General features: G+C 64.5%; 19 protein-coding genes. 11 read left to right on the forward strand and 8 right to left on the reverse strand.

The features are described from left to right. Positions 1-39 precede the first annotated feature (39 nt). The 7 genes from BM059_RS12150 to glcD form a co-directional block, all read right to left on the reverse strand. Entirely contained in the window at positions 40-207 is a 168-nt protein-coding gene (locus BM059_RS12150) for a rubredoxin (protein ID WP_037004256.1), read from the reverse strand. 140 nt (positions 208-347) lie between these two features. After that, entirely contained in the window at positions 348-2048 is a 1701-nt protein-coding gene (locus BM059_RS12155) for an L-lactate permease (RefSeq protein ID WP_074938906.1), read from the reverse strand. Positions 2049-2300: 252 nt separating this feature from the next. Continuing rightward, positions 2301-4478 (reverse strand): malate synthase G, encoded by a 2178-nt coding sequence (locus tag BM059_RS12160; protein ID WP_074938908.1) that lies wholly within the window; start codon positions 4476-4478, stop codon positions 2301-2303. Positions 4479-4601: 123 nt separating this feature from the next. Continuing rightward, entirely contained in the window at positions 4602-5000 is a 399-nt protein-coding gene (locus tag BM059_RS12165) for a heme-binding protein (RefSeq protein ID WP_074938910.1), read from the reverse strand. Between the two features lie 74 nt (positions 5001-5074). After that, the gene (gene glcF / locus BM059_RS12170; protein ID WP_074938912.1) at positions 5075-6292 is read right to left on the reverse strand and encodes a glycolate oxidase subunit GlcF; all 1218 of its coding nucleotides are present in this window, start codon (positions 6290-6292) and stop codon (positions 5075-5077) included. A gap of 3 nt (positions 6293-6295) precedes the next feature. Continuing rightward, positions 6296-7351: a glycolate oxidase subunit GlcE gene (gene glcE, locus BM059_RS12175; protein WP_037004261.1), complete on the reverse strand. Its 1056-nt coding sequence runs from the start codon at positions 7349-7351 to the stop codon at positions 6296-6298. After that, entirely contained in the window at positions 7351-8850 is a 1500-nt protein-coding gene (gene glcD / locus BM059_RS12180) for a glycolate oxidase subunit GlcD (RefSeq protein ID WP_074938913.1), read from the reverse strand. The genes glcE and glcD overlap by 1 nt, the downstream gene beginning before the upstream one ends. Positions 8851-9089: 239 nt before the next feature. Between glcD and glcC the strand changes: the two genes are divergently transcribed. Continuing rightward, complete coding sequence (gene glcC, locus BM059_RS12185; protein ID WP_037004263.1) at positions 9090-9863, forward strand: transcriptional regulator GlcC; 774 nt, start codon at positions 9090-9092, stop codon at positions 9861-9863. Between the two features lie 171 nt (positions 9864-10034). On the opposite strand, the gene flgA is transcribed toward glcC, so the two are convergent. After that, on the reverse strand, positions 10035-10661 hold the full coding sequence (flgA, locus tag BM059_RS12190; RefSeq protein WP_277813606.1) for a flagellar basal body P-ring formation chaperone FlgA: 627 nt from the start codon (positions 10659-10661) through the stop codon (positions 10035-10037). A gap of 270 nt (positions 10662-10931) precedes the next feature. On the opposite strand from flgA, the gene flgB reads away from it, so the two are divergent. The 10 genes from flgB (at position 10932) to flgK (ending at position 19587) form a co-directional block, all read left to right on the forward strand. Further along, on the forward strand, positions 10932-11285 hold the full coding sequence (gene flgB, locus BM059_RS12195) for a flagellar biosynthesis protein FlgB (RefSeq protein ID WP_037004264.1): 354 nt from the start codon (positions 10932-10934) through the stop codon (positions 11283-11285). Between the two features lie 2 nt (positions 11286-11287). After that, a complete protein-coding gene (gene flgC / locus BM059_RS12200) occupies positions 11288-11716 on the forward strand; it encodes a flagellar basal body rod protein FlgC (RefSeq protein ID WP_037004265.1) in 429 nt (142 codons plus the stop codon). Beyond that, positions 11716-12393, forward strand: a complete 678-nt coding sequence (gene flgD / locus BM059_RS12205) for a flagellar hook assembly protein FlgD (protein ID WP_037004266.1) — start codon at positions 11716-11718, stop codon at positions 12391-12393. The genes flgC and flgD overlap by 1 nt, the downstream gene beginning before the upstream one ends. Before the next feature lie 36 nt (positions 12394-12429). Beyond that, a complete protein-coding gene (gene flgE / locus BM059_RS12210) occupies positions 12430-13617 on the forward strand; it encodes a flagellar hook protein FlgE (protein WP_037004267.1) in 1188 nt (395 codons plus the stop codon). Between the two features lie 9 nt (positions 13618-13626). Further along, positions 13627-14358, forward strand: coding sequence for a flagellar basal body rod protein FlgF (locus BM059_RS12215; protein WP_074938915.1), 732 nt, complete (start codon positions 13627-13629; stop codon positions 14356-14358). Positions 14359-14529: 171 nt separating this feature from the next. Then, positions 14530-15315 (forward strand): flagellar basal-body rod protein FlgG, encoded by a 786-nt coding sequence (gene flgG / locus BM059_RS12220; protein WP_037005710.1) that lies wholly within the window; start codon positions 14530-14532, stop codon positions 15313-15315. A 5-nt stretch (positions 15316-15320) separates the two neighbouring features. Next, on the forward strand, positions 15321-15983 hold the full coding sequence (gene flgH / locus BM059_RS12225; RefSeq protein WP_074938991.1) for a flagellar basal body L-ring protein FlgH: 663 nt from the start codon (positions 15321-15323) through the stop codon (positions 15981-15983). A 10-nt stretch (positions 15984-15993) separates the two neighbouring features. After that, on the forward strand, positions 15994-17088 hold the full coding sequence (locus tag BM059_RS12230) for a flagellar basal body P-ring protein FlgI (RefSeq protein WP_037005708.1): 1095 nt from the start codon (positions 15994-15996) through the stop codon (positions 17086-17088). Between the two features lie 3 nt (positions 17089-17091). After that, the gene (locus BM059_RS12235) at positions 17092-18216 is read left to right on the forward strand and encodes a lytic transglycosylase domain-containing protein (RefSeq protein WP_074938917.1); all 1125 of its coding nucleotides are present in this window, start codon (positions 17092-17094) and stop codon (positions 18214-18216) included. 3 nt (positions 18217-18219) lie between these two features. Continuing rightward, positions 18220-19587 carry a flagellar hook-associated protein FlgK gene (flgK, locus tag BM059_RS12240; RefSeq protein WP_037005706.1) on the forward strand — a complete coding sequence of 456 codons (1368 nt, stop codon included), beginning with the start codon at positions 18220-18222 and terminating at the stop codon, positions 19585-19587. Positions 19588-19603: the final 16 nt, after the last annotated feature.

Consider the following 19603-nt stretch of genomic DNA (forward strand, 5'->3'; position numbering starts at 1 on the left):
CGACCCTTGGGTCGCCGTTTTGCTGAAAACCAGGCGTGATCAGCCGATTTCGATCATCTCGAAATCCATCTTGCCAACGCCGCAGTCCGGGCATAGCCAGTCTTCCGGCACGTCTTCCCAGCGGGTGCCGGGAACGATGCCGTCATCCGGCCAGCCCTGGCTCTCGTCGTAAATCAGTCCACAGACCACGCATTGCCACTTTTTCATATAAACCTCAGGCCAATCTCACGGTGTTGCGCGTCGCAAGCTACCGCAATTGAACTGATGCGCCAAGCCGGCCAGCGGCAAACGCCGCCAGCCGGAGGGCCAACCAAAGTCGGGTCGTGCCGGGCACAACCCGCCAGGCTTTAGCGACTGGCCATCAGTGGATCGGTCAGGGCAATGCCGTACATCGCTATCAGCGCGATCAGGCCGGCCATGGCGAGATAGTAGAGTGTCGGCAGGATGGTCTTGCGCAGGGTGATGCCTTCACGCCCGAGCAGACCGACCGTGGCCGAGGCTGCCACCACGTTGTGGATGGCGATCATGTTGCCCGCTGCCGCACCAACCGACTGCACCGCGACCATCATCGCCCCGGACACGCCAATCAGTTCCGCAGCGTTGAGCTGGAACTGCGACAGCATTAGGTTGGACACAGTGTTGGAGCCGGCGATAAAGGCGCCCAGAGCGCCGACGGCCGGGGCGAAGAACGGGTACACCCCGCCGACGCTGTCAGCCACCAGTTGCGCCATGGCCACCGGCATCGACACCAGGTCGCTGCCATTGACGCCGGAGTTGATCAGGATGCGCACCATGGGAATGGTGAAGATCAGCACGAAGCCGGCGCCGAGCAGGGTCTTGCTCGACTCGCCCACCGCCGCCTTGAGCTCGGAGAAGCGCATGCGATGCAGGAAGAAGGTCACCAGCACGACCATGCACAGGATGCCACCCGGCAGGTACAGCGGCTCGATGGTGCCGGACACGCCGGTCTCACCGAGGATGTCTTTCCAGCCGAAGCTCAGGCCCAGCATTGCCGCCTTGAGCTCGGGGAAGGTGCGCGACACCACCAGGAACACCGCTAGCAGCAGGTAGGGCGCCCAGGCCATGGGCACCGAGATCGGCGCCTTGCCAGCCACTTCGTCGAGCTTCATCTCGATCTTGCCCATCCAGTCGGACGGCCAGTCCTTGGGATCAGCGAAGTCCCAGCTGTCCTTCGGCAGCAGGAAGCCGGCCTTGGCGGCCGGTACCACGATGGCCAGGCCGACCAGGGCGCCGATCATCGAGGGGAATTCCGGGCCGAGGAACACGCCGGCTGCCATGTACGGCAGGGAGAAGGCGAAGGCGGTGAAGATGGCGAATGGCGCGATGGCCAGGCCTTCCTTCCAGCTCTGATTCTTGCCGAAGAAGCGCGTCATGATCATCACCATGATCAGCGGCATCAGCAGGCCGATCAGGCCGTGGGTGATGGCTACCCGCGAGTAGATCAGGTGGAAGAAGGCTTCCCAGCTGCTGCCGGTGGCCACCAGTTGCTCGGTGATGCCGGTTCTGTCCAGACCCGAACCGACACCGACCAGGATAGGCGTGCCCACTGCGCCGAAGGATACCGGCGTCGATTGCACCATCATCCCCAGCACCACGGCGGCCAGTGCCGGGAAGCCCAGCGCTACCAGCAGCGGCGCGGCCACGGCGGCGGGGGTGCCGAAACCGGAGGCACCCTCGATGAAGCAGCCGAACAGCCAGGCAACTATCAGCGCCTGCACGCGGCGATCCGGGCTGATGTTGGAGAAGCCCCGGCGAATTGCCGCGATCCCTCCTGAGTGCTTGAGGGTGTTCAGCAGCAGGATCGCGCCGAAGATGATCCACAGGATCGCGGCTGTGAGAATCAGCCCCTGCAGACTGGAGGCGATGACCCGGTTGAGGGACATGTCCCAGGCCAGCAGGCCGATCAGGGCGGTGAGGACGAACACCAGCGGCATCGCGTACTTGGCCGGCCAGCGAAAGCCGATCAGCAGTACACCCGCTAGCACCAATGGCACGAAGGCCAGGATGGACAGCAGCGTTTGACTCATGGGTTGGTTCCTTCTTTTTCTTGTGAACCACAGTTTTCCGGGGACACCCGGCGCCACGCATCTGGAAGGGGCGGGCGCTACGGCACCGACCTTTCCGCGAGCCGCGACGGCAGGGATCACCCATCGCCGCGCTCATGCTCGAAAGCCCCGACGGTCAGAAACCGTCAGGGCTTGTTACTGCTCAGTGGGAGGGGCTTTAGCCGCGAGCTTTTTGTAGTTGTTTGGTCGCGGCTAAAGCCCCTCCCACATTACTTAGGCCTCCTCTTTGAAGCGCAAACGCCAGGCATGCAGCAGCGGTTCGGTGTAGCCGGACGGCTGCTCGCGGCCCTTGAACACCAGGTCGCTGGCGGCGCGGAAGGCATGGGATTGTTCGAAGTTCGGCGCCATCGGGCGGTAGGCCGAATCGCCAGCGTTCTGCCCGTCGACCACCTGCGCCATGCGCTGCAGGGTCTCGCGTACCTGGGTTTCGCTGACCACACCGTGGTGCAGCCAGTTGGCGATGTGTTGAGCCGAGATGCGCAGGGTGGCGCGGTCTTCCATCAGGCCGACGTTGTGGATATCCGGCACCTTGGAGCAGCCGACGCCTTGCTCGACCCAGCGCACCACGTAACCGAGGATGCCCTGGCAGTTGTTGTCCAGTTCCTGCTGGATATCGCTGGCGCTCCACGGCCGTTCGGCGCTGACCGGCACACTGAGCAGGTCGTTGAGCAGGCTGTCGCGCTGGCTGGCCAGGTCGATCAGTTCCAGTTCGGTCTGCACCGCCTGCACGTCGATCTTGTGGTAGTGCAGCGCGTGCAGCACGGCGGCGGTGGGCGATGGTACCCAGGCGGTGTTGGCGCCGGCTTTCGGGTGACCGATCTTCTGCTCGAGCATGGCCGCCATCAGATCCGGCATGGCCCACATGCCCTTGCCGATCTGCGCCTTGCCGCGTAGCCCGCAGGCCAGGCCGACCAGCACGTTGTTGCGCTCGTAGGCCTGGATCCAGGCGCTGGACTTCATGTCGCCCTTGCGCAGCATGGCGCCGGCTTCCATGGCGGTGTGCATCTCGTCGCCGGTGCGGTCGAGGAAACCGGTGTTGATGAAGGCCACGCGCGCGCTGGCGGCTTCGATGCAGGCCTTGAGGTTGACGCTGGTGCGCCGCTCCTCGTCCATGATGCCCATCTTCAGGGTATTGGCCGGCATGCCCAGCAACTGTTCGACGCGGCCGAACAGTTCGTTGGCGAAGGCCACTTCGAACGGCCCGTGCATCTTCGGTTTGACGATATAGACGCTGCCGGTGCGCGAGTTGCCGCGACGCTTGAGGTCATGCAGGGCGATCAGGCTGGTCATCACCGCATCGAGGATGCCTTCGGGAATCTCAAAGCCTTCACCATCGAGGATCGCCGGGTTGCTCATCAGGTGGCCGACGTTGCGCACGAACAGCAGCGAGCGGCCGTGCAGGGTCAGTTCGCTGCCGTCGGCGGCGGTGTAGACGCGATCCGGGTTGAGACGGCGAGTGATGCGCTTGCCGCCCTTGTCCAGCTCCTCGGCCAGATCACCTTTCATCAGGCCCAGCCAGTTGCGGTAGATCACCACCTTGTCGGCGGCGTCGACGGCGGCCACCGAGTCTTCGCAGTCCATGATGGTCGACAGCGCTGCCTCCATCAGTACGTCCTTCACGCCCGCCGCGTCAGTGCTGCCGATTAGGCTGCTGGCGTCGATCTGGATCTCGAAATGCAGGCCGTTGTTCTTCAGCAGCACTGCACGTGGTTTGGCAGCCTCGCCCTGGTAACCGACGAATTTCTCTGGCTGCGCCAGGGAGGTCTGTGCGCCGCTGCTCAGGGTCACCTGCAACTGGCCGGCAACGACCGCATAGGCGCTGGCATCGGCGTGCGAGCCTTTAGCCAACGGCGCGGCCTGGTCGAGGAAGGCGCGGGCGAAGGCGATCACCTTGGCGCCGCGCACTTCGTTGTAGCCGGGACCTTTGCTGGCGCCATCGTCTTCGCTGATCGCGTCGGTGCCGTACAGCGCGTCGTACAGCGAGCCCCAGCGGGCATTGGCGGCGTTCAGCGCATAACGCGCGTTCATCACCGGCACCACCAGTTGTGGGCCGGCCTGGGTGGCGATCTCGCTGTCGACGTTGGTAGTGGTCGCTTTGACCTGCTTCGGCTGCGGCAGCAAATAGCCGATAGAGCCGAGGAAGGTGCGGTAGGCGTTCATGTCGCGGATCGGCCCGGGGTTGGCGCGGTGCCAGGCATCCAGCTCGGTCTGCAGACGGTCGCGCTCGGCCAGCAGGGCACGGTTGCGCGGCGCCAGGTCGTGCACCAGCGCATCGAAACCGCTCCAGAAGGCTGCAGCCTCGATACCGCTGCCGGGCAGCACTTCGCTCTCGATGAATTGCTTGAGTTCGGCGGCCACCTGCAGGCGCTGACATTGCACGCGTTCGGTCATTTCTCTGTTCTCCTGTCTGCATCCGGTTGCGTGGGATGCCTATGAATTTCGTCTCGCCTCGATCAGTCCCCTCGCCCCTCTGGGGAGAGGGTTAGGGAGAGGGGAGAAAACGATGCGCGCTGCTTACAGCACTGCTATCCCGGCCTTGGCCACCTGCGCGTCCTGCTCGGCCTTGACCCCGGACACGCCGACGGCACCGACTACCTGGCCTTCGATCACGATCGGTACACCACCTTCCAGCGAGGTGATCAGTGGCGCGCTGAGGAAGGCGCTGCGCCCGCCGTTGACCATGTCCTCGTAGCCCTTGGTTTCGCGACGACCGATGGCGGCGCTACGGGCCTTTTCGGTGGCGATGTAGGCGCCGATCGGCGCGCAACCGTCGAGGCGTTCCAGGGCCAGCGGATGGCCGCCGTCATCGACCACGGCGATGGCCACGGCCCAGCCCTGTTGCTGTGCTTCGCTGCGGGCGGCCTGGAGGATCTGGCTGACTTCGCTCTGGCTGAGTACGGCTTTGTGTTGCATGGCATACCTCGTTCTTGGCTTTTCTCCCCTCTCTCATTCATGGGAGAGGGGCCGGGGGGAGAGGGTTCAGGCTTTTAGCTCATCGCCTCTTCGACAATTTCGATCCAGTGCCTTACCGGCGTGCGCCCGGCGCCATCCAGGTGGCTCTGGCAGCCGATGTTGGCGGTGACGATGGCGTCGGGCTTGCCGCTTTCCAGGGCGTTCAGCTTGTTGTCGCGAAGCTGCCTGGACAGCTCTGGCTGGGTCAGCGAATAGGTGCCGGCCGAGCCGCAGCACAGGTGGCCGTCCGGCACGGCGGTGAGGCCGAAACCGAGGCGCGTCAGCACGCCTTCCACTGCGCCGCCGAGTTTCTGCGCGTGTTGCAGGGTGCAGGGGCAATGGAAGGCCAGGCGCTGTTCGGCGCGGACCTGCAGCTGTTCCAATTGTTCGTTCTGCAGCACCTCGACCAGATCCTTGGCCAGGGCACTGACTCGCGCTGCCTTGCTCGCATAAGCCGGGTCACCGGCGAGCAGGTGGCCGTAGTCCTTGACGAAGGCGCCGCAGCCGCTGGCGGTCTGCACGATGGCTTCGGCGCCAGCCTCGATGGCTGGCCACCAGGCGTCGATGTTCTGCCGCGCGCGCTGCAGGCCTGCTTCCTGGGCGTTGAGGTGATAGTCGACGGCGCCGCAGCAGCCGGCTTCGCGGATCGGCGTGACGCTGATGCCCAGGCGATCCAGCACGCGTGCGGTGGCGGCGTTGGTGTTGGGCGACAGCCCCGGCTGCACGCAGCCTTCGAGCATCAGCACGCGGCGCGCATGCTGCGGCGTCGGACGTGGTTTGGCCGGGCGAATCTCGCGTGGCAGCTTGGCCTTGAGTGTGGCCGGCAGCAGTGGGCGCAGGGCCAGGCCGGTCTGGGTCAGCGCCTTGAACAATGCCGGGCGCGGCACCACGGCGCGCAGGCCCTGGCGCAGCAGGCGCTCATTCAAGGGCCGCGGCACCGCCTGCTCGGCCACTTCACGGCCGATATCCAGCAGGTTGTGATACTGCACGCCGGACGGGCAGGTGGTCTCGCAGTTGCGGCATGTCAGGCAGCGATCCAGGTGCTGCTGGGTCTTGGCCGTGACCTCATTGCCTTCGAGCATCTGCTTGATCAGATAGATACGCCCGCGCGGGCCGTCCAGCTCGTCGCCGAGCAACTGATAGGTCGGGCAGGTGGCGTTGCAGAAGCCGCAGTGCACACAGGAGCGCAGGATGCGTTCGGCTTCTTCGGCGCGCGGCAGGCGCTTGGCCTGTTCACTCAAATTGGTCTGCACGTCTTATACCTCGGCGTACATGCGGCCAGGGTTGAAGATGCCCTGGGGATCAAGCTGGTTCTTCAACTGGCGCTGGTAGCGCAGCAGCATTGCTGCCAGCGGCTGGAAGGGTTGTGCCTGGCCGGCGGTGAAGCAGGTGGCGTGGCCGCCGAGCTTGGCGGTCACGCGCTGGATCAGTTCGCCATCGGCGTCGGATTTGAGCCAGCGCTGCGCGCCGCCCCAATCGATCAACTGGCGGCCGGGCAGGTCGAGCAGGCCGCTGTTGGCCGGCAGCGACAGGCGCCACAGCGTGCCGCTGGCGCTGAAGAACGGCAGGCGTTGCTCGCGCAGCTCATGCCAGTAACCGTTGTCGATCTCTTCGCCACCGAGGCGTTGGCGCGCGGCCAGAACCGAGCCTTCGCCGCCTTCCAGACGCAGGTGCAACGCTGCACCGTCGTGGCTGGCGGCGCTGATCGGCAGCGGCTGCTGGCCCCATTCGGCGAGTTTGTTCAGCGCATGCAGGGCGTCCACTTGCAGGCGCAGGCTGAGTACCTGGCGCGGCTTGGGTAGCACCTTGATCGACACCTCGGCGAGCAGGCCGAGGCAGCCGAAGCTACCGGCCATCAGGCGCGACAGGTCGTAGCCGGCGACGTTCTTCATCACCTCGCCGCCGAAGCGCAGCAGCTTGCCCTGGCCGGTGATCACACGGGTTCCGAGTACCTGGTCGCGCACCGAACCGGCCCAGGGCCGACGCGGGCCGGACAAGCCGGCGGCGACCATGCCACCGAGGGTGGCGCCATCGCCCAGGTGTGGAGGTTCGCACGGCAGCATCTGGTTGTTCGCTTCCAGTGCTGCCTCGATTTCGCTGAGCGGCGTGCCGGCACGGGCGGTAAGCACCAGCTCGGTTGGGTCATAGCTGACGATGCCACGGTGCAGGCGGGTGTCGAGCACTTCGCCGGCAGTGGCGCGGCCCAGATGAGCCTTGCTGCCACTGCCCTGGATGCGCAGTGGCGTGGCGCTGTTCAGCGCGTGGTTGACCTGTTCCAGCAGCGCGGCGCTGGCGTCGAAATCATGCGACATCAGAAACGCTCCAGTTCCGGGAAGGGCAGTTGGCCGTGGTGCACATGCATGGCGCCGAACTCGGCGCAGCGGTGCAGGGTGGGGATGTTCTTGCCCGGATTGAGCAGGCCGCTCGGGTCGAACGCCGCCTTTACTGCGTGGAACAGAGTGATCTCGTCGCTGTTGAACTGCGCGCACATCTGGTTGATCTTCTCGCGGCCGACGCCGTGCTCGCCGGTGATGCTGCCGCCTACCTTGACGCAGAGTTCGAGGATCTTGCCGCCGATGGCTTCGGCGCGCTCCAGCTCGCCGGGCACGTTGGCATCGAAGAGGATCAAGGGGTGCATGTTGCCGTCGCCGGCGTGGAACACGTTGGCCACGCGCAGGCCGTATTCTTCGGACAACTCGGCGATGCCGCGCAGCACGCCGGGTAGCTCGCGACGCGGGATGGTGCCGTCCATGCAGTAATAGTCCGGCGAGATGCGCCCGACCGCGGGGAAGGCGTTCTTGCGCCCGGCCCAGAATTTCACCCGTTCGGCCTCGTCGCGGGCCAGGCGTACTTCGGTGGCACCGGCTTTTTCCAACACCTCACGGACGCGTTCGCAGTCGTCGGCCACATCGGCTTCGACGCCGTCCAGCTCACAGAGCAGAATGGCTGCGGCCTCCACCGGGTAGCCGGCATGGATGAAATCCTCGGCGGCGCGAATCGCCAGGTTGTCCATCATCTCCAGCCCACCAGGAATGATGCCAGCGGCGATGATGTCGCCGACCGCGCGGCCGGCTTTTTCCACCGAGTCGAAGGCCGCCAGTAGCACCTTGGCCACTTGCGGCTTGGGCAGCAGCTTGACCGTCACCTCGGTGACGATGCCGAGCATGCCTTCGGAGCCGGTGAACAGCGCCAGCAGGTCGAAGCCGGGGGCGTCCAGGGCTTCGCTGCCGAGGGTCATGAACTCGCCTTCGACGGTGAGGATGTCGACCTTGAGCAGGTTGTGCACGGTCAGGCCGTACTTCAGGCAGTGCACACCGCCGGCATTCTCGGCGACGTTGCCGCCGATGGAGCAGGCGATTTGCGAAGACGGATCGGGGGCGTAATACAGGTCGAATGGCGCTGCAGCCTGGGAGATTGCCAGGTTGCGCACACCGGGCTGCACGCGGGCGAAGCGACCTTCGCGGTTGATCTCGAGAATCTGGTTGAAGCGTGCCATCACCAGCAGGATGCCTTTCTCCAGCGGCAACGCGCCGCCAGACAAACCGGTGCCGGCACCGCGCGCCACCACTGGCACGCCACGGGCATGGCAGAGTTGGAGCAACTGCTGCACCTGCTCTATACGCTCGGGCAGCACCACCAACATGGGCGTGGTGCGATAGGCAGAGAGGCCATCGCACTCGTAGGGCTTGAGGTCTTCCTGGGTGTGCAGGATGTCGAGGTCGGGCAGGCGCTGGCGCAACTCGGCGAGCAGGGCGGCCTTGTCGACCGTGGGTAGCGCGCCGTCGACGCGCTCGTCGTACAGAATGCTCATGGCAGGCTCAATCGTGGACGTTGTTGTTATTGGCGGTCATGCCGCGACCTTGGCCTGCATCTTTAGGCCGCCTGCATTTTTACGTCCATCCTCTTTAGTGCTGGTAGGACCAGTTTCTTTCGTCAGCCTTTCGCCCTGGATCGCTCCGGGGGCTTATTTAATGAGGCTTGCCTGCTGGTGCACGCACGATCTAAGGTGGGCGTTAAAAATTGGTACGACCAGTTCTGCGGAGGTGGCGAATGGACGGGCAACTGGGTGTCGCACGGCGACAGGTCAGTGATGTGGTGGCCGAGCGCATCGAGCGGCTGATCGTCGACGGCGTACTCAAGGTCGGGCAGCCGCTGCCGTCGGAGCGGCGTCTGTGCGAGAAGCTGGGCATCTCCCGTTCGGCCCTGCGCGAAGGGCTCAAGGTGCTGCGTGGTCGCGGCATTATCGAAACGGCGCAGGGCCGTGATTCACGGGTGGCCAAACTCAGTGGCGAGCGCGACGCCAGCCCGTTGATGCACCTGTTCAACTCGCAGCCGCGCACCCTGTATGACCTGCTGGAGGTGCGCGGCCTGCTCGAAGGCGAGTCGGCGCGCCTCGCAGCGCTGCGTGGTACCGATGCGGATTTCGTCCTGCTGACCCGGCGTTACGAGGAAATGCTGGCAGCCCATGCGCAGGAAAATCCGGTCGACCCGCGCGAGCATGCGCGCCTCGATCATGCCTTCCACCTGGCCATCTGCGAGGCCTCGCACAACCCGGTGCTGGTGCACACTCTGCAATCGCTGACCGACCTGATGCTCAGCACCGTGTTCGCCTCGGTGAACAACCTCTATCACCGCCCGGCGCAGAAGCGCCAGATCGACCGCCAGCATTCACGCCTCTACCACGCGGTGATCGAACGCCTACCGGAACAAGCCCAGCGCGCCGCGCGCGACCACATCCACAGCATTCGCGACAACCTGCAGGAGATCGAACAGGAAGAGCAGCGCCTGGTACGCGCCACCATGCGTCTGGAGGGCTGGGCGTAGGGCGGGAGAAACCCGCCTGATCCCGCTTGATCGTTCCCACGCTCCGCGTGGAAACGCAGCCCCAGACGCTCCGCGTCTGCCGCAAGACAGACGCCCGCCGTGATTTGGCGCAGAGCGCCCTCACAGGGGCTACCACGCAGAGCGTAGGAGCCATCTACGTGGCATGACACCCTACCTGAAGGTACTGGTCACCACCCCTTCTTCCACTACCTGCGCCTCGATCACCTTCTGGCTACCGAGGTTACGTACGCGGATCACTTCGCCTTCACGGCCATTGGCCAGGGCCTCGCCGGTGGCCGAAGCGGAGATACCGTCCTGGCTGGCGATGATTGTCACCTGTTGACCTCGGCGGATCAGCAGGGGCGCGGCGAGCAGGTTCGGCGCGATCAGCTGGCCGGCGCGTACGCGGCGTTTGGCGCCCTGGCCGATCACTTCGTCGAGGCTGCTGTAGAAGCCGCGCGGCGTCTTGCCAATGTTCACCTCCTGCAACTGCAGCTGTTCGCCGCTGATGGTCTGGCCGCGCTCGATCACTCGTGCGGCATGTACCACGGGTAAGAACACGTTGGCCTGCACCAGCGCTGTGACATTCCAGCCGGAAGCGTCTGCGCAGCTTACGTCCAGGCGCTGTCGCGACAAGGGTGAGGGATCGGTGCTGCTGACCGTCACGCTCAGCGCCTGGATGCAAGTCGGCAGGCGTTCTGCGCTATTGAGCAAGGTGATGTCGAGGCTATGGCGCTGCCCCTGCCAGGACTGGCGTCGGGCTTCCTCGGTCAGCTTCTGCTGCATGTGCACCGTCACGGCCTGATCGATCTGGCTGGCGGCATTCGCCTCAACCTGCGCGGTCGCCGAGGTCGATACGGCGAAGAGGAAAAGCAGCGACGCGCAGGCGGAAAAAACCTTTCCGCTTTTGTTCCCAGCGCCTGCTCGATGCGGAAAAAGGGCGACACAGAAACCACTGATATGTCTTGAAAAATCATTATAAATCAATGAATTACTGCTCTCTCATGGGGTGGGCACGCTTTGTGCTCAAGGCACCTGGGCACAACCTTGGGCTAAGGGTACCGGTGAATGAGTATACGGATTGATGATGTGGTGGGCCTGCATTCGCGGGCGATCGAGCTGCGCATGCAGCGCAGCGAGCTTCTCGCCGCCAACCTGGCCAATGAAGACACGCCGGGCTTTCTCGCCCGTGACATCGACTTCGCCGGCGAGATGCAGCGTCTCGATCCGCAGCAAGCATTCATCGCCAGCACGGTGGATCTCAAGTACCGCGTGCCGACCCAGCCGTCGCAGGATGGCAACAGCGTCGAGCTGAGTGTGGAGCAGGCCGCGTTCTCCAAGAACAGCATGGACTTCCAGACCAGCCTGACCTTTCTCAGCATGAAATTCCGCGGCCTGAAACAGGCTATCGAGGGGCGCTGATCATGGCTTTCGACTCCATCTACCGTATCGCCGGCTCGTCAATGAACGCGCAGACCGTGCGCCTCAACACCGTGGCCAGCAACCTGGCCAACGCCGACTCGGCCGCGGCCAGCGCCGAGGACGTATACCAGGCGCGCAAGCCGGTATTCGCCGCCGTTTACAACAACGACCAGCTGACTCGCAGCGCTGGCATGGGCGGTGCTCATGTGCAGGTGCTCGACGTGGTCACTGCCGGTCGTGAACCGGTGCGCCGCTACGAGCCGGACAATCCCCTGGCCGATGACAAAGGCTACGTGTTCTACGCCGACATCGATCAGATCGAGGAGATGACCGACATGATGTCGGCCACCCGCAGCTTCGAGACCAGTGTCGAGGTGCTCAACCGCCTGAAAAGCATGCAGCAGGGCCTGCTCAAGCTCGGAGAATCCTGATGGCCACGGTCAGTAATAACAGCCAGAGCAATCCCGCTTACAGCATCGACGAAGCGGTCAAGCAGGCGGTCAACGTCAGTGACGCGACCCAGCTGGAAAACAACTTTCTCACCCTGATGGTCGCGCAGATCCAGAACCAGGACCCGACCAAGCCGGTGGACAGCACCGAGTTCCTCAACCAGTTCGCCGCCATGAGCCAGGTCAAGAGCCTGGAAAACATGGCCTCGCTGAGCAAGAGCAACCTGGTGCTGCTGGACAACCTGCAGACCCTCACCGCTGCCGGCCTGGTCGGCCAGGAAGTGAAGGTGGCGACCGAGCAGCTGGAATTGGGCGCGGACAAGGTCAAGGGCGAGATCAACCTCGAGCATGCCGCCGGCAAGCTGGCCCTGGTGGTCACCGACAGCAATGGCGTGAAGAAGGAAATCGACCTCGGCTCCCAGGCGCCGGGGCGCGTGCCCTTCGAGCTGGACCCCAACGCCCTTGGCCTGGCGCCGGGCAGCTACAAGGTCGAGGTCAAAAGCGACAGCGGCGAGTACCCGAAGGTGGAGGTGGCCGGGCGCGTCACCCAGGTACGTGTCAGCGCCGAAGGCCCGGTACTGGAAGTCATTGGCGTTGGTTCCGTGCCTTTCTACAACATCACCGAATTTGGCCAGACGCAGACCGCCGGTCTGCTCTGAACCTTCCCATTCGTTCAATTCAAAGGTCCAGTCGCCATGAGTTTCAACATCGCCATGACCGGCCTCAGCGCCGTCAACGAACAGCTCAACACCATCAGCCACAACATCGCCAACGCCGGTACCACCGGCTTCAAGTCCTCGCGTACCGAGTTCGGCAGCATCTACGCCGATAGCCAGGCGATGGGTGTGGAGGTGCTGGCCACCACCCAGAGCATCAGCCAGGGCGGCTCCCTGGTGACTACCGGGCGCAGCCTGGATCTTGCCATCTCCGGCGGCGGCTTCTTCGTCACCCGCGACACCAATGGTGACCTGAGCTATACCCGCGCCGGCGTGTTCGGCGCCGACAAGGACAACAACATCGTCAACGCCGCCGGGCAGACCCTGCAGGGCTATCCCGTGGACGCCGCCGGTAACCTGTTGGTCGGCGCCATGGGCGACCTGCAGCTGCAGAACGCCAACCTGCCGGCCCGCGCCACCGACACCCTGGCCTTCGTCATGAACCTGGATTCCAACCAGACCGTACCGGCCACTGCGCCGTTCGACCCGGCGGATGTGAACACCTACAACTCCACCTACACCACCAAGGTGTTCGACTCGCAGGGCAAGGAACACACCCTCACCCAGTACTTCGTGAAGACTGGCGACAACACCTGGGATGCCTATTACTACCAGGGCAACACCGCCGTCGGCGGCCCGCAGGCGCTGACCTTCGGCACCAATGGCACGCTCACCGCGCCGGTCGGTCCGGTCAACGTCGGCTTCGCCCTGCCGGGCGTCGACCCGATGGCCGTCGCCATCGACTACAGCAACTCCAGCCAGTACGGCTCCGACTTCGTCGTCACCACCAACCGCGCCAGCGGCTACGCGGCGGGCGAGCAGACCGGCCTGTCGGTGGAGAAGGACGGCATGGTCTATGCCAACTACAGCAACGGCCAGCGCATGCTCCAGGGTCAGGTGGCGCTGGCTACCTTCGCCAACGCCGGCGGCCTGAAGAACATCAGCGGTACTGCCTGGGTGGAGACCGCCGATTCTGGCGCCGCGCTGATCGGTGTGCCCGGTGTCGGTCCGTTCGGCGCGCTGGTGGCTGGTTCGTTAGAGAACTCCAACGTCGACCTGACCCAGCAACTGGTCGGCTTAATGGAGGGGCAGCGCAACTACCAGGCCAACACCAAGGTGCTGACCACCAACAAGGAACTCACCCAAGTGCTGTTCGGCGCGATCTGAGGCTGATCCATGGACCGTCTCGGTTATACCGCAATGACTGCCGCCAGCCGCACCATGAGCTCGCTCACGGTGCGTGCCAACAACCTGGCCAACGTCAACACCCCCGGCTTTCGCGCCGATCTCGAACAGGCCCAGGCCGTCGCCGTGGAAGGCTACGGCTACGACAGCCGACACCTGGCGCGGGTGAAGAACAACGGCGTCAACCTGGCGCCCGGCGAGCTGATGGCCACCGGCCGCGACCTCGACATTGCGATCCAGGGCCGCGGCCTGTTCACCGTCGAAGGTGATGGAGGCGCCGAGCGCTACACGCGCAACGGCGCGCTGCAGGTCGATGCCGAGTTGCGCCTGACCCTGAACGGCCGCGCTGTGCTGGGCGAGGGTGGCCCCATCGTGCTGCCCGAGTACGACAGCCTGCACATTGGCCGTGACGGCACCGTGTCGGTGATCCCGCGTGGTGATTTCGTCACTGCCGAGGTCGATCGCATCCGAGTGGTGGATGTCGATGCTGCCGACCTGAGCAAGGACGCCAGCGGTCTGCTGACGCGCACCGACGGTCAACCGGCCGAGGGCATGGAGACACCGGTGCTGGTCTCCGGTTATCTCGAGGCGAGCAACGTCGGCGCCATCGACCAACTGGTGGCGACCATGAGCCTGAACCGCCTGTTCGAGACCCAGGTGAAGATGATGAAGGCCGCCGAGGATCTGTCCGAAGCCGGCAACCGGATGATTCGCGGCAGTTGAGGGTTCGCCGGGGCGAAGTCGTAGGGTGGGCTTCAGCCCACCTGGCTCGCTCTGCAATGGTGGGCTGAAGCCCACCCTACAGCGGAGCACCGCCCGGTCCACCCTACGGGTGACGAGAAACGACGATTTCCCCGGATTGCATCCGGGCTACAGGTACAGAGGAGACACGACATGAGTTCCGCACTTTGGGTCAGCAAGACCGGCCTGGCCGCTCAGGACAAGGCCATGAGCGCCGTGGCCAACAACCTGGCCAACGTCAACACCAATGGCTTCAAGAGCGACCGCGTGGTGTTCGAGGATCTGTTCTACGCCATCGAACTGCAGCCGGGTGCGCAGGCCGATGAGGTCAACACCGTGCCTTCGGGCATCCAGCTTGGCAGCGGTGTGCGCGTGGCCGGCACGCAGAAGGTGTTCACCGAAGGCAGCATCCAGACCACCGGCCAGCCGATGGATCTGGCCATCGTCGGTGCCGGCTTCTTCCAGGTCGAGGCGCCCAACGGCGATATCTACTACACCGAGAACGGCCAATTGCAGCTCAATGCCGAAGGCATGATCGTCAATTCCCAAGGCTTGCCGCTGAACCCGGCCATCGAAGTGCCGGCCGGCAGCAGCCGCTTCACCGTGGGCAGCGACGGCATCGTCACTGCCGTGCTGGCCGGCGATAGCCTGCCGTCCGAGCTGGGCCAGATCACCCTGGTCAACTTCACCAACCCGGGTGGCCTCGAAGCCCTCGGCGGCAACCTCTACCGCGAGACCGTGGCCAGCGGCGAGCCGGTCGAAGGCGTACCGGGTGAAGAGGGCCTGGGCAACCTCAAGCAGGGTGTGCTGGAAGGCTCCAACGTGCAGGTGGTCGAGGCCATGGTGGCGATGATCTCCATCCAGCGCGCCTACGAGGCCAACGCCAAGGTGCTCGATGCCGCCTCCGGCATGCAGCAGTTCCTCAACCAGACCGTGTGACCGCCATGAAGCGCCTGATCCCGCTCGTTCTGCTGCTGACTCTGGGTGGTTGTACCAGCTTCAACGAGATGCTGCCCGACGAAGACTCGAGCCATTACGAACCCTTGCAGCTGGACTACAGTGTGCCGCCGAGCACCGGTGGCGGGCTGTTCCGCAGTGGCTACAGCGGCTCGTTGATCGGCGACAAGCGCGCGGTGCGGGTCGGCGACATCCTCACCGTGGTACTCGACGAATCCACCCAGTCGAGCAAGAGCGCCGGCACCAGCTTCGGCAAGACCTCCAGTGCCGCCATCGGCATCCCCACGGTGCTGGGCAAGGCCTACGACCGCCTGGAAAGCTCCGCCGAGGCCGAGCGCGATTTCAACGGTTCGGCGCGCAGCTCGCAGCAGAACACCCTGCGTGGCTCCATCGCCGTGACCGTGCATCAAGTGCTGCCCAACGGCACGCTGTTGATCAAGGGCGAGAAGGCCCTGCGCCTGAACCAGGGAGACGAGTACATCCGCCTGGTCGGCCTGGTACGTATGGACGACATCAACCGAGGCAACCAGGTGTCCTCGCAGAACGTGGCCAACGCGCGCATCTCCTACGCCGGCCGAGGTGTGCTCAGTGACAGCAACTCGGCGGGTTGGCTGACGCGCTTCTTCACCAGCCCGCTGTTCCCGCTCTGAGGCCCAGACCATGATCAAACGTATTCTCGTCGCCTGTGTCCTGGGTTGGCCACTGTCGACCAAGGCCGTGCCGTTGATGGATCTGGTGGACATCGAAGGCATTCGCGGCAACCAATTGATCGGCTACGGTCTGGTGGTTGGCCTGGACGGCACCGGCGACAAGAACCAGGTGCGCTTCACCAGCCAGTCGGTGGCCAACATGATCAAGCAGTTCGGCATCAACCTGCCGCCGAACGTCGACCCCAAGTTGAAGAACGTCGCGGCGGTGACCGTGACCGCAGAAATTCCGCCGTCCTATAGCCCGGGGCAGACCGTGGACATCACCGTCGCCTCGCTGGGGGACGCCAAGAGTCTGCGTGGCGGCCAGTTGCTGATGACGCCGCTGCAGGGTGTCGACGGTGAAACCTACGCCCTGGCTCAGGGCGCCATCGTCGTCGGCGGCCTCAATGCCACCGGGCAGAGCGGCTCCAGCGTGGCGATCAACTCCGCCAACAGCGGCCGCGTACCCAATGGCGCCACCGTCGAGCGGATGATCCCCAGCGATTTCAGTACCCGTGACGAAGTCATGCTCAACCTGCGCCAGCCCAGCTTCCAGACTGCCGCCAAGGTGGTCGAAGCGGTCAACGGACGCTTCGGCAGCGGCACCGCCAGCGCGCTGAACTCGACCAAGATTTCCATCCGCGCGCCGATCACCAGCACCCAGCGTATCGGCTTCATGGCCATGCTCGAAGGTCTGGATGTGGAGGAAGGGCGTGAGCGACCGAAGGTGGTGTTCAACAGCCGCACCGGTACCGTGGTGGTCGGCCAGGGCGTGCGGGTCAAGGCCGCCGCCGTGGCTCACGGCACGCTGACCGTGACCATCAGCGAGAATCCTCAGGTCAGCCAGCCCAACGCCTTCTCCGGTGGCCAGACCGCCGTAGTGCCGCGCTCCGACGTGGCCGTCAGCCAGGACAAGAACGCCATGTTCAAGTGGCCAGAAGGTGCCAGCCTGGACAGCATCATCAACACCGTGAACAGCCTCGGCGCCACCCCGGACGATGTCATGAGCATCCTCCAAGCGCTGGAGCAGGCCGGTGCCCTAAACGCTGAACTGATCGTGATCTGAGCCATGAGCATCGTTTCCCTCGCCCAACACATGAGCAGCCACCGTGGCAGTGCCGACGGTATTGGCACCGCTCGCGAGCAGCAGCTGCAGGCCGCGGCCGAGCAGTTCGAGGCGCTGTTCCTGCAGCAAATCCTCAAGCAGATGCGCAAGGCCAGCGATGTGCTCGCCGAAGGCAACCCGATGCGCAGCCGCGAGATGGACACCATGCGCGACTTCTACGACGAAGTGCTGGCCGAGACCCTGGCCGGGCGCAAGCAGACTGGCATCGCCGACATGCTGGTCAAGCAGCTGTCCGGTGGTGCGGGTGGGGCGCCGGATCTGCAGGGCGCGGCGCTGGCGGCGCAGTCGGCCGAGCTGCCACAGCGCTCCGGCAGCAGCCTGCTGGAACCGCTGCGCGCGACCTGGCAGCGCGGTGTCGATGGTCTGGGCAACGTCTGGGACAAAGGCTCGGCGGGCTTTCTCGCCCTGGTCGACAAGGTCATCCAGCAGGAGTCGGCTGGACGCGTTGATGCTGTGTCGCCCAAGGGCGCGCGTGGCCTGATGCAGTTGATGCCGGACACCGCGCGGGAGATGGCCACCGAACTCGGTCTGCCGTTCGATGAGGCGCGCCTAACCAGCGATGCCGGCTACAACAAGCGCCTGGGCAGTGCCTACCTGGACAAGATGCTGCAGCGTTATGACGGCCATCAGGCGTTGGCGCTGGCGGCCTATAACGCCGGCCCCGGTCGTGTCGACGAGTGGCTGAAGGTCAACGGCGACCCGCGCAGCGGCGAGATCGGCACGGGCGCCTGGATCGAGCGCATCCCGTTTCAGGAAACCCGCGACTATACGCGCAAGATTCTCGGCGATCTGGTCAGCCGTGAAACACCGGTCAAGGACGACGTACAGCAGCAGACCTCGCTCAGCGCGCAGACCCGCCAGCAGCTGGCCAGTGCTCTGAGTGCCGACAGTGGTCTGCTGCTCGGTGCTGTTGCCAGCAAGCAGGTGCTGACTCGTGGCGAATTTAAGTCCGTCGGAGATTCCGTCGCCCTGTCTTCAGTATCAGCCCAATCCGCTGCCGACGATGCCCGCGTGCTGCGTCTGGCAGCCTTCGCTCAGCCGATGCGCTTCGAGCGTCAGGAGTCCTAAGTCGTGAGCATCCTCAACCAGATTGCCTACAGCGGCGTGCGTGCCAGTCAGGTGGCCTTGGCCACCACCGGGCAGAATATCGCCAACGTCAATACGCCAGGATTCAGCCGCCTGCAGACCATCACTGGTTCGCTGGCTGGGCAGGGCGGGTTGAGCGTCGGCGGTGGGGTTGAGGTGATCAGCATTCGTCGCATGACCAATGAGTTCCACAATCAGCAGCTGTGGCGTGCGACTACCGAAGAGAACTTCTACGGCGCTTCGCAGCAGTACCTGACCGCACTGGAAGCACTGATGTCTGGCACTGGTTCGAGCATCAGTGCCGGTCTCGACCAGTTCTTTGCAGCGCTCAGCGAAGCCAGCGCCACGCCCGGCTCCATCGCCTTGCGCCAGCAGATCGTGAGCGAGGCCGGTAACCTTGCGCAGCGCTTCAACGGCCTGAGCAGCAACATCGATGCGCAGGTCAAGGCGCTGCAGGAGCAGCGTACGGCCATGGCCACCGAGATTAACGGCCTGACCGAGAACATCGCGCTGCTCAACAAGAAGATCGTCGAGACCGAGTCGGTCAAGGGTGACAGCACCGCGCTGCGCGATCACCGCGAAAGCCTGATCGGCCAGCTCAGCCAATTCGCCAAACTGCGCATCAACGAAGTGCCGGATGGCTCGGTCAGCGTTGCCCTGGCCAACGGCCAGCCGCTGGTGGCCGGCCCGACCGCCGGCCAGCTCAAGGTAGCGATGACCGCTAGCGGTGAGCAGGAAGTCAGCCTGGCCTTCGCCGGTACCAGCTTTCCGCTACGTCAGGATGGCTTTGGCGGCGCCTTCGGTGGCCTCTACGACGTCGAGTACAGCAACCTGCGGCCGAATCTGGACGCCTTGCACGATATGGCCGGCCAGTTGGCGCAGATGGTCAATGACGTGCTCGCCACAGGCTTCGATCTCAACGGCAACCCCGGCCAGCCGTTGTTCGTCTATGACCCCACCAGCACTACCGCGCTGCTGCGTATCGAGCCATTGACCGCTGAACAACTGGCGTTCTCCTCAGCGGCCGGCGAAACCGGCAACAACGAAGTGCTGCTCGATCTGCTCGGTCTGAAGAACCAGGCCATTACCTTGGGTGGCAGCCAGGTCACCCTCAACGACGCTTACGCGGGCCTGCTCGGCCAGGTCGCCAGCGACAGCCGGCAGAACCAGGCTGACCTCAAGTCGGCGACTGCCGTGACTCAGCAGGCACAGTCGCAGCGCGATAGCGTCAGCGCGGTGAGCCTGGATGAGGAGGCGGTCAACCTGATGACCTACCAGCAGGCCTACCAGGCCAACATGAAGGTGATCAGCACCGCCAACCAGTTGTTCGACGACATGCTTTCCGCGTTCTGACGCGGTTTTCAGAGAG

The organism is Ectopseudomonas composti (assembly GCF_900115475.1).
GTDB lineage: Bacteria > Pseudomonadota > Gammaproteobacteria > Pseudomonadales > Pseudomonadaceae > Aquipseudomonas > Aquipseudomonas composti.

What these genes read in the sequence shown, in the direction of transcription:
- BM059_RS12150 (WP_037004256.1), bottom strand. Translation starts at nt 207, where the DNA reads ATGAAAAAGTGGCAATGCGTGGTCTGTGGACTGATTTACGACGAGAGC.
- BM059_RS12155 (WP_074938906.1), bottom strand. Translation starts at nt 2,048, where the DNA reads ATGAGTCAAACGCTGCTGTCCATCCTGGCCTTCGTGCCATTGGTGCTA.
- BM059_RS12160 (WP_074938908.1), bottom strand. Translation starts at nt 4,478, where the DNA reads ATGACCGAACGCGTGCAATGTCAGCGCCTGCAGGTGGCCGCCGAACTC.
- BM059_RS12165 (WP_074938910.1), bottom strand. Translation starts at nt 5,000, where the DNA reads ATGCAACACAAAGCCGTACTCAGCCAGAGCGAAGTCAGCCAGATCCTC.
- glcE (WP_037004261.1), bottom strand. Translation starts at nt 7,351, where the DNA reads ATGTCGCATGATTTCGACGCCAGCGCCGCGCTGCTGGAACAGGTCAAC.
- glcD (WP_074938913.1), bottom strand. Translation starts at nt 8,850, where the DNA reads ATGAGCATTCTGTACGACGAGCGCGTCGACGGCGCGCTACCCACGGTC.
- glcC (WP_037004263.1), top strand. Translation starts at nt 9,090, where the DNA reads ATGGACGGGCAACTGGGTGTCGCACGGCGACAGGTCAGTGATGTGGTG.
- flgB (WP_037004264.1), top strand. Translation starts at nt 10,932, where the DNA reads ATGAGTATACGGATTGATGATGTGGTGGGCCTGCATTCGCGGGCGATC.
- flgC (WP_037004265.1), top strand. Translation starts at nt 11,288, where the DNA reads ATGGCTTTCGACTCCATCTACCGTATCGCCGGCTCGTCAATGAACGCG.
- flgD (WP_037004266.1), top strand. Translation starts at nt 11,716, where the DNA reads ATGGCCACGGTCAGTAATAACAGCCAGAGCAATCCCGCTTACAGCATC.
- flgE (WP_037004267.1), top strand. Translation starts at nt 12,430, where the DNA reads ATGAGTTTCAACATCGCCATGACCGGCCTCAGCGCCGTCAACGAACAG.
- BM059_RS12215 (WP_074938915.1), top strand. Translation starts at nt 13,627, where the DNA reads ATGGACCGTCTCGGTTATACCGCAATGACTGCCGCCAGCCGCACCATG.
- flgG (WP_037005710.1), top strand. Translation starts at nt 14,530, where the DNA reads ATGAGTTCCGCACTTTGGGTCAGCAAGACCGGCCTGGCCGCTCAGGAC.
- flgH (WP_074938991.1), top strand. Translation starts at nt 15,321, where the DNA reads ATGAAGCGCCTGATCCCGCTCGTTCTGCTGCTGACTCTGGGTGGTTGT.
- BM059_RS12230 (WP_037005708.1), top strand. Translation starts at nt 15,994, where the DNA reads ATGATCAAACGTATTCTCGTCGCCTGTGTCCTGGGTTGGCCACTGTCG.
- BM059_RS12235 (WP_074938917.1), top strand. Translation starts at nt 17,092, where the DNA reads ATGAGCATCGTTTCCCTCGCCCAACACATGAGCAGCCACCGTGGCAGT.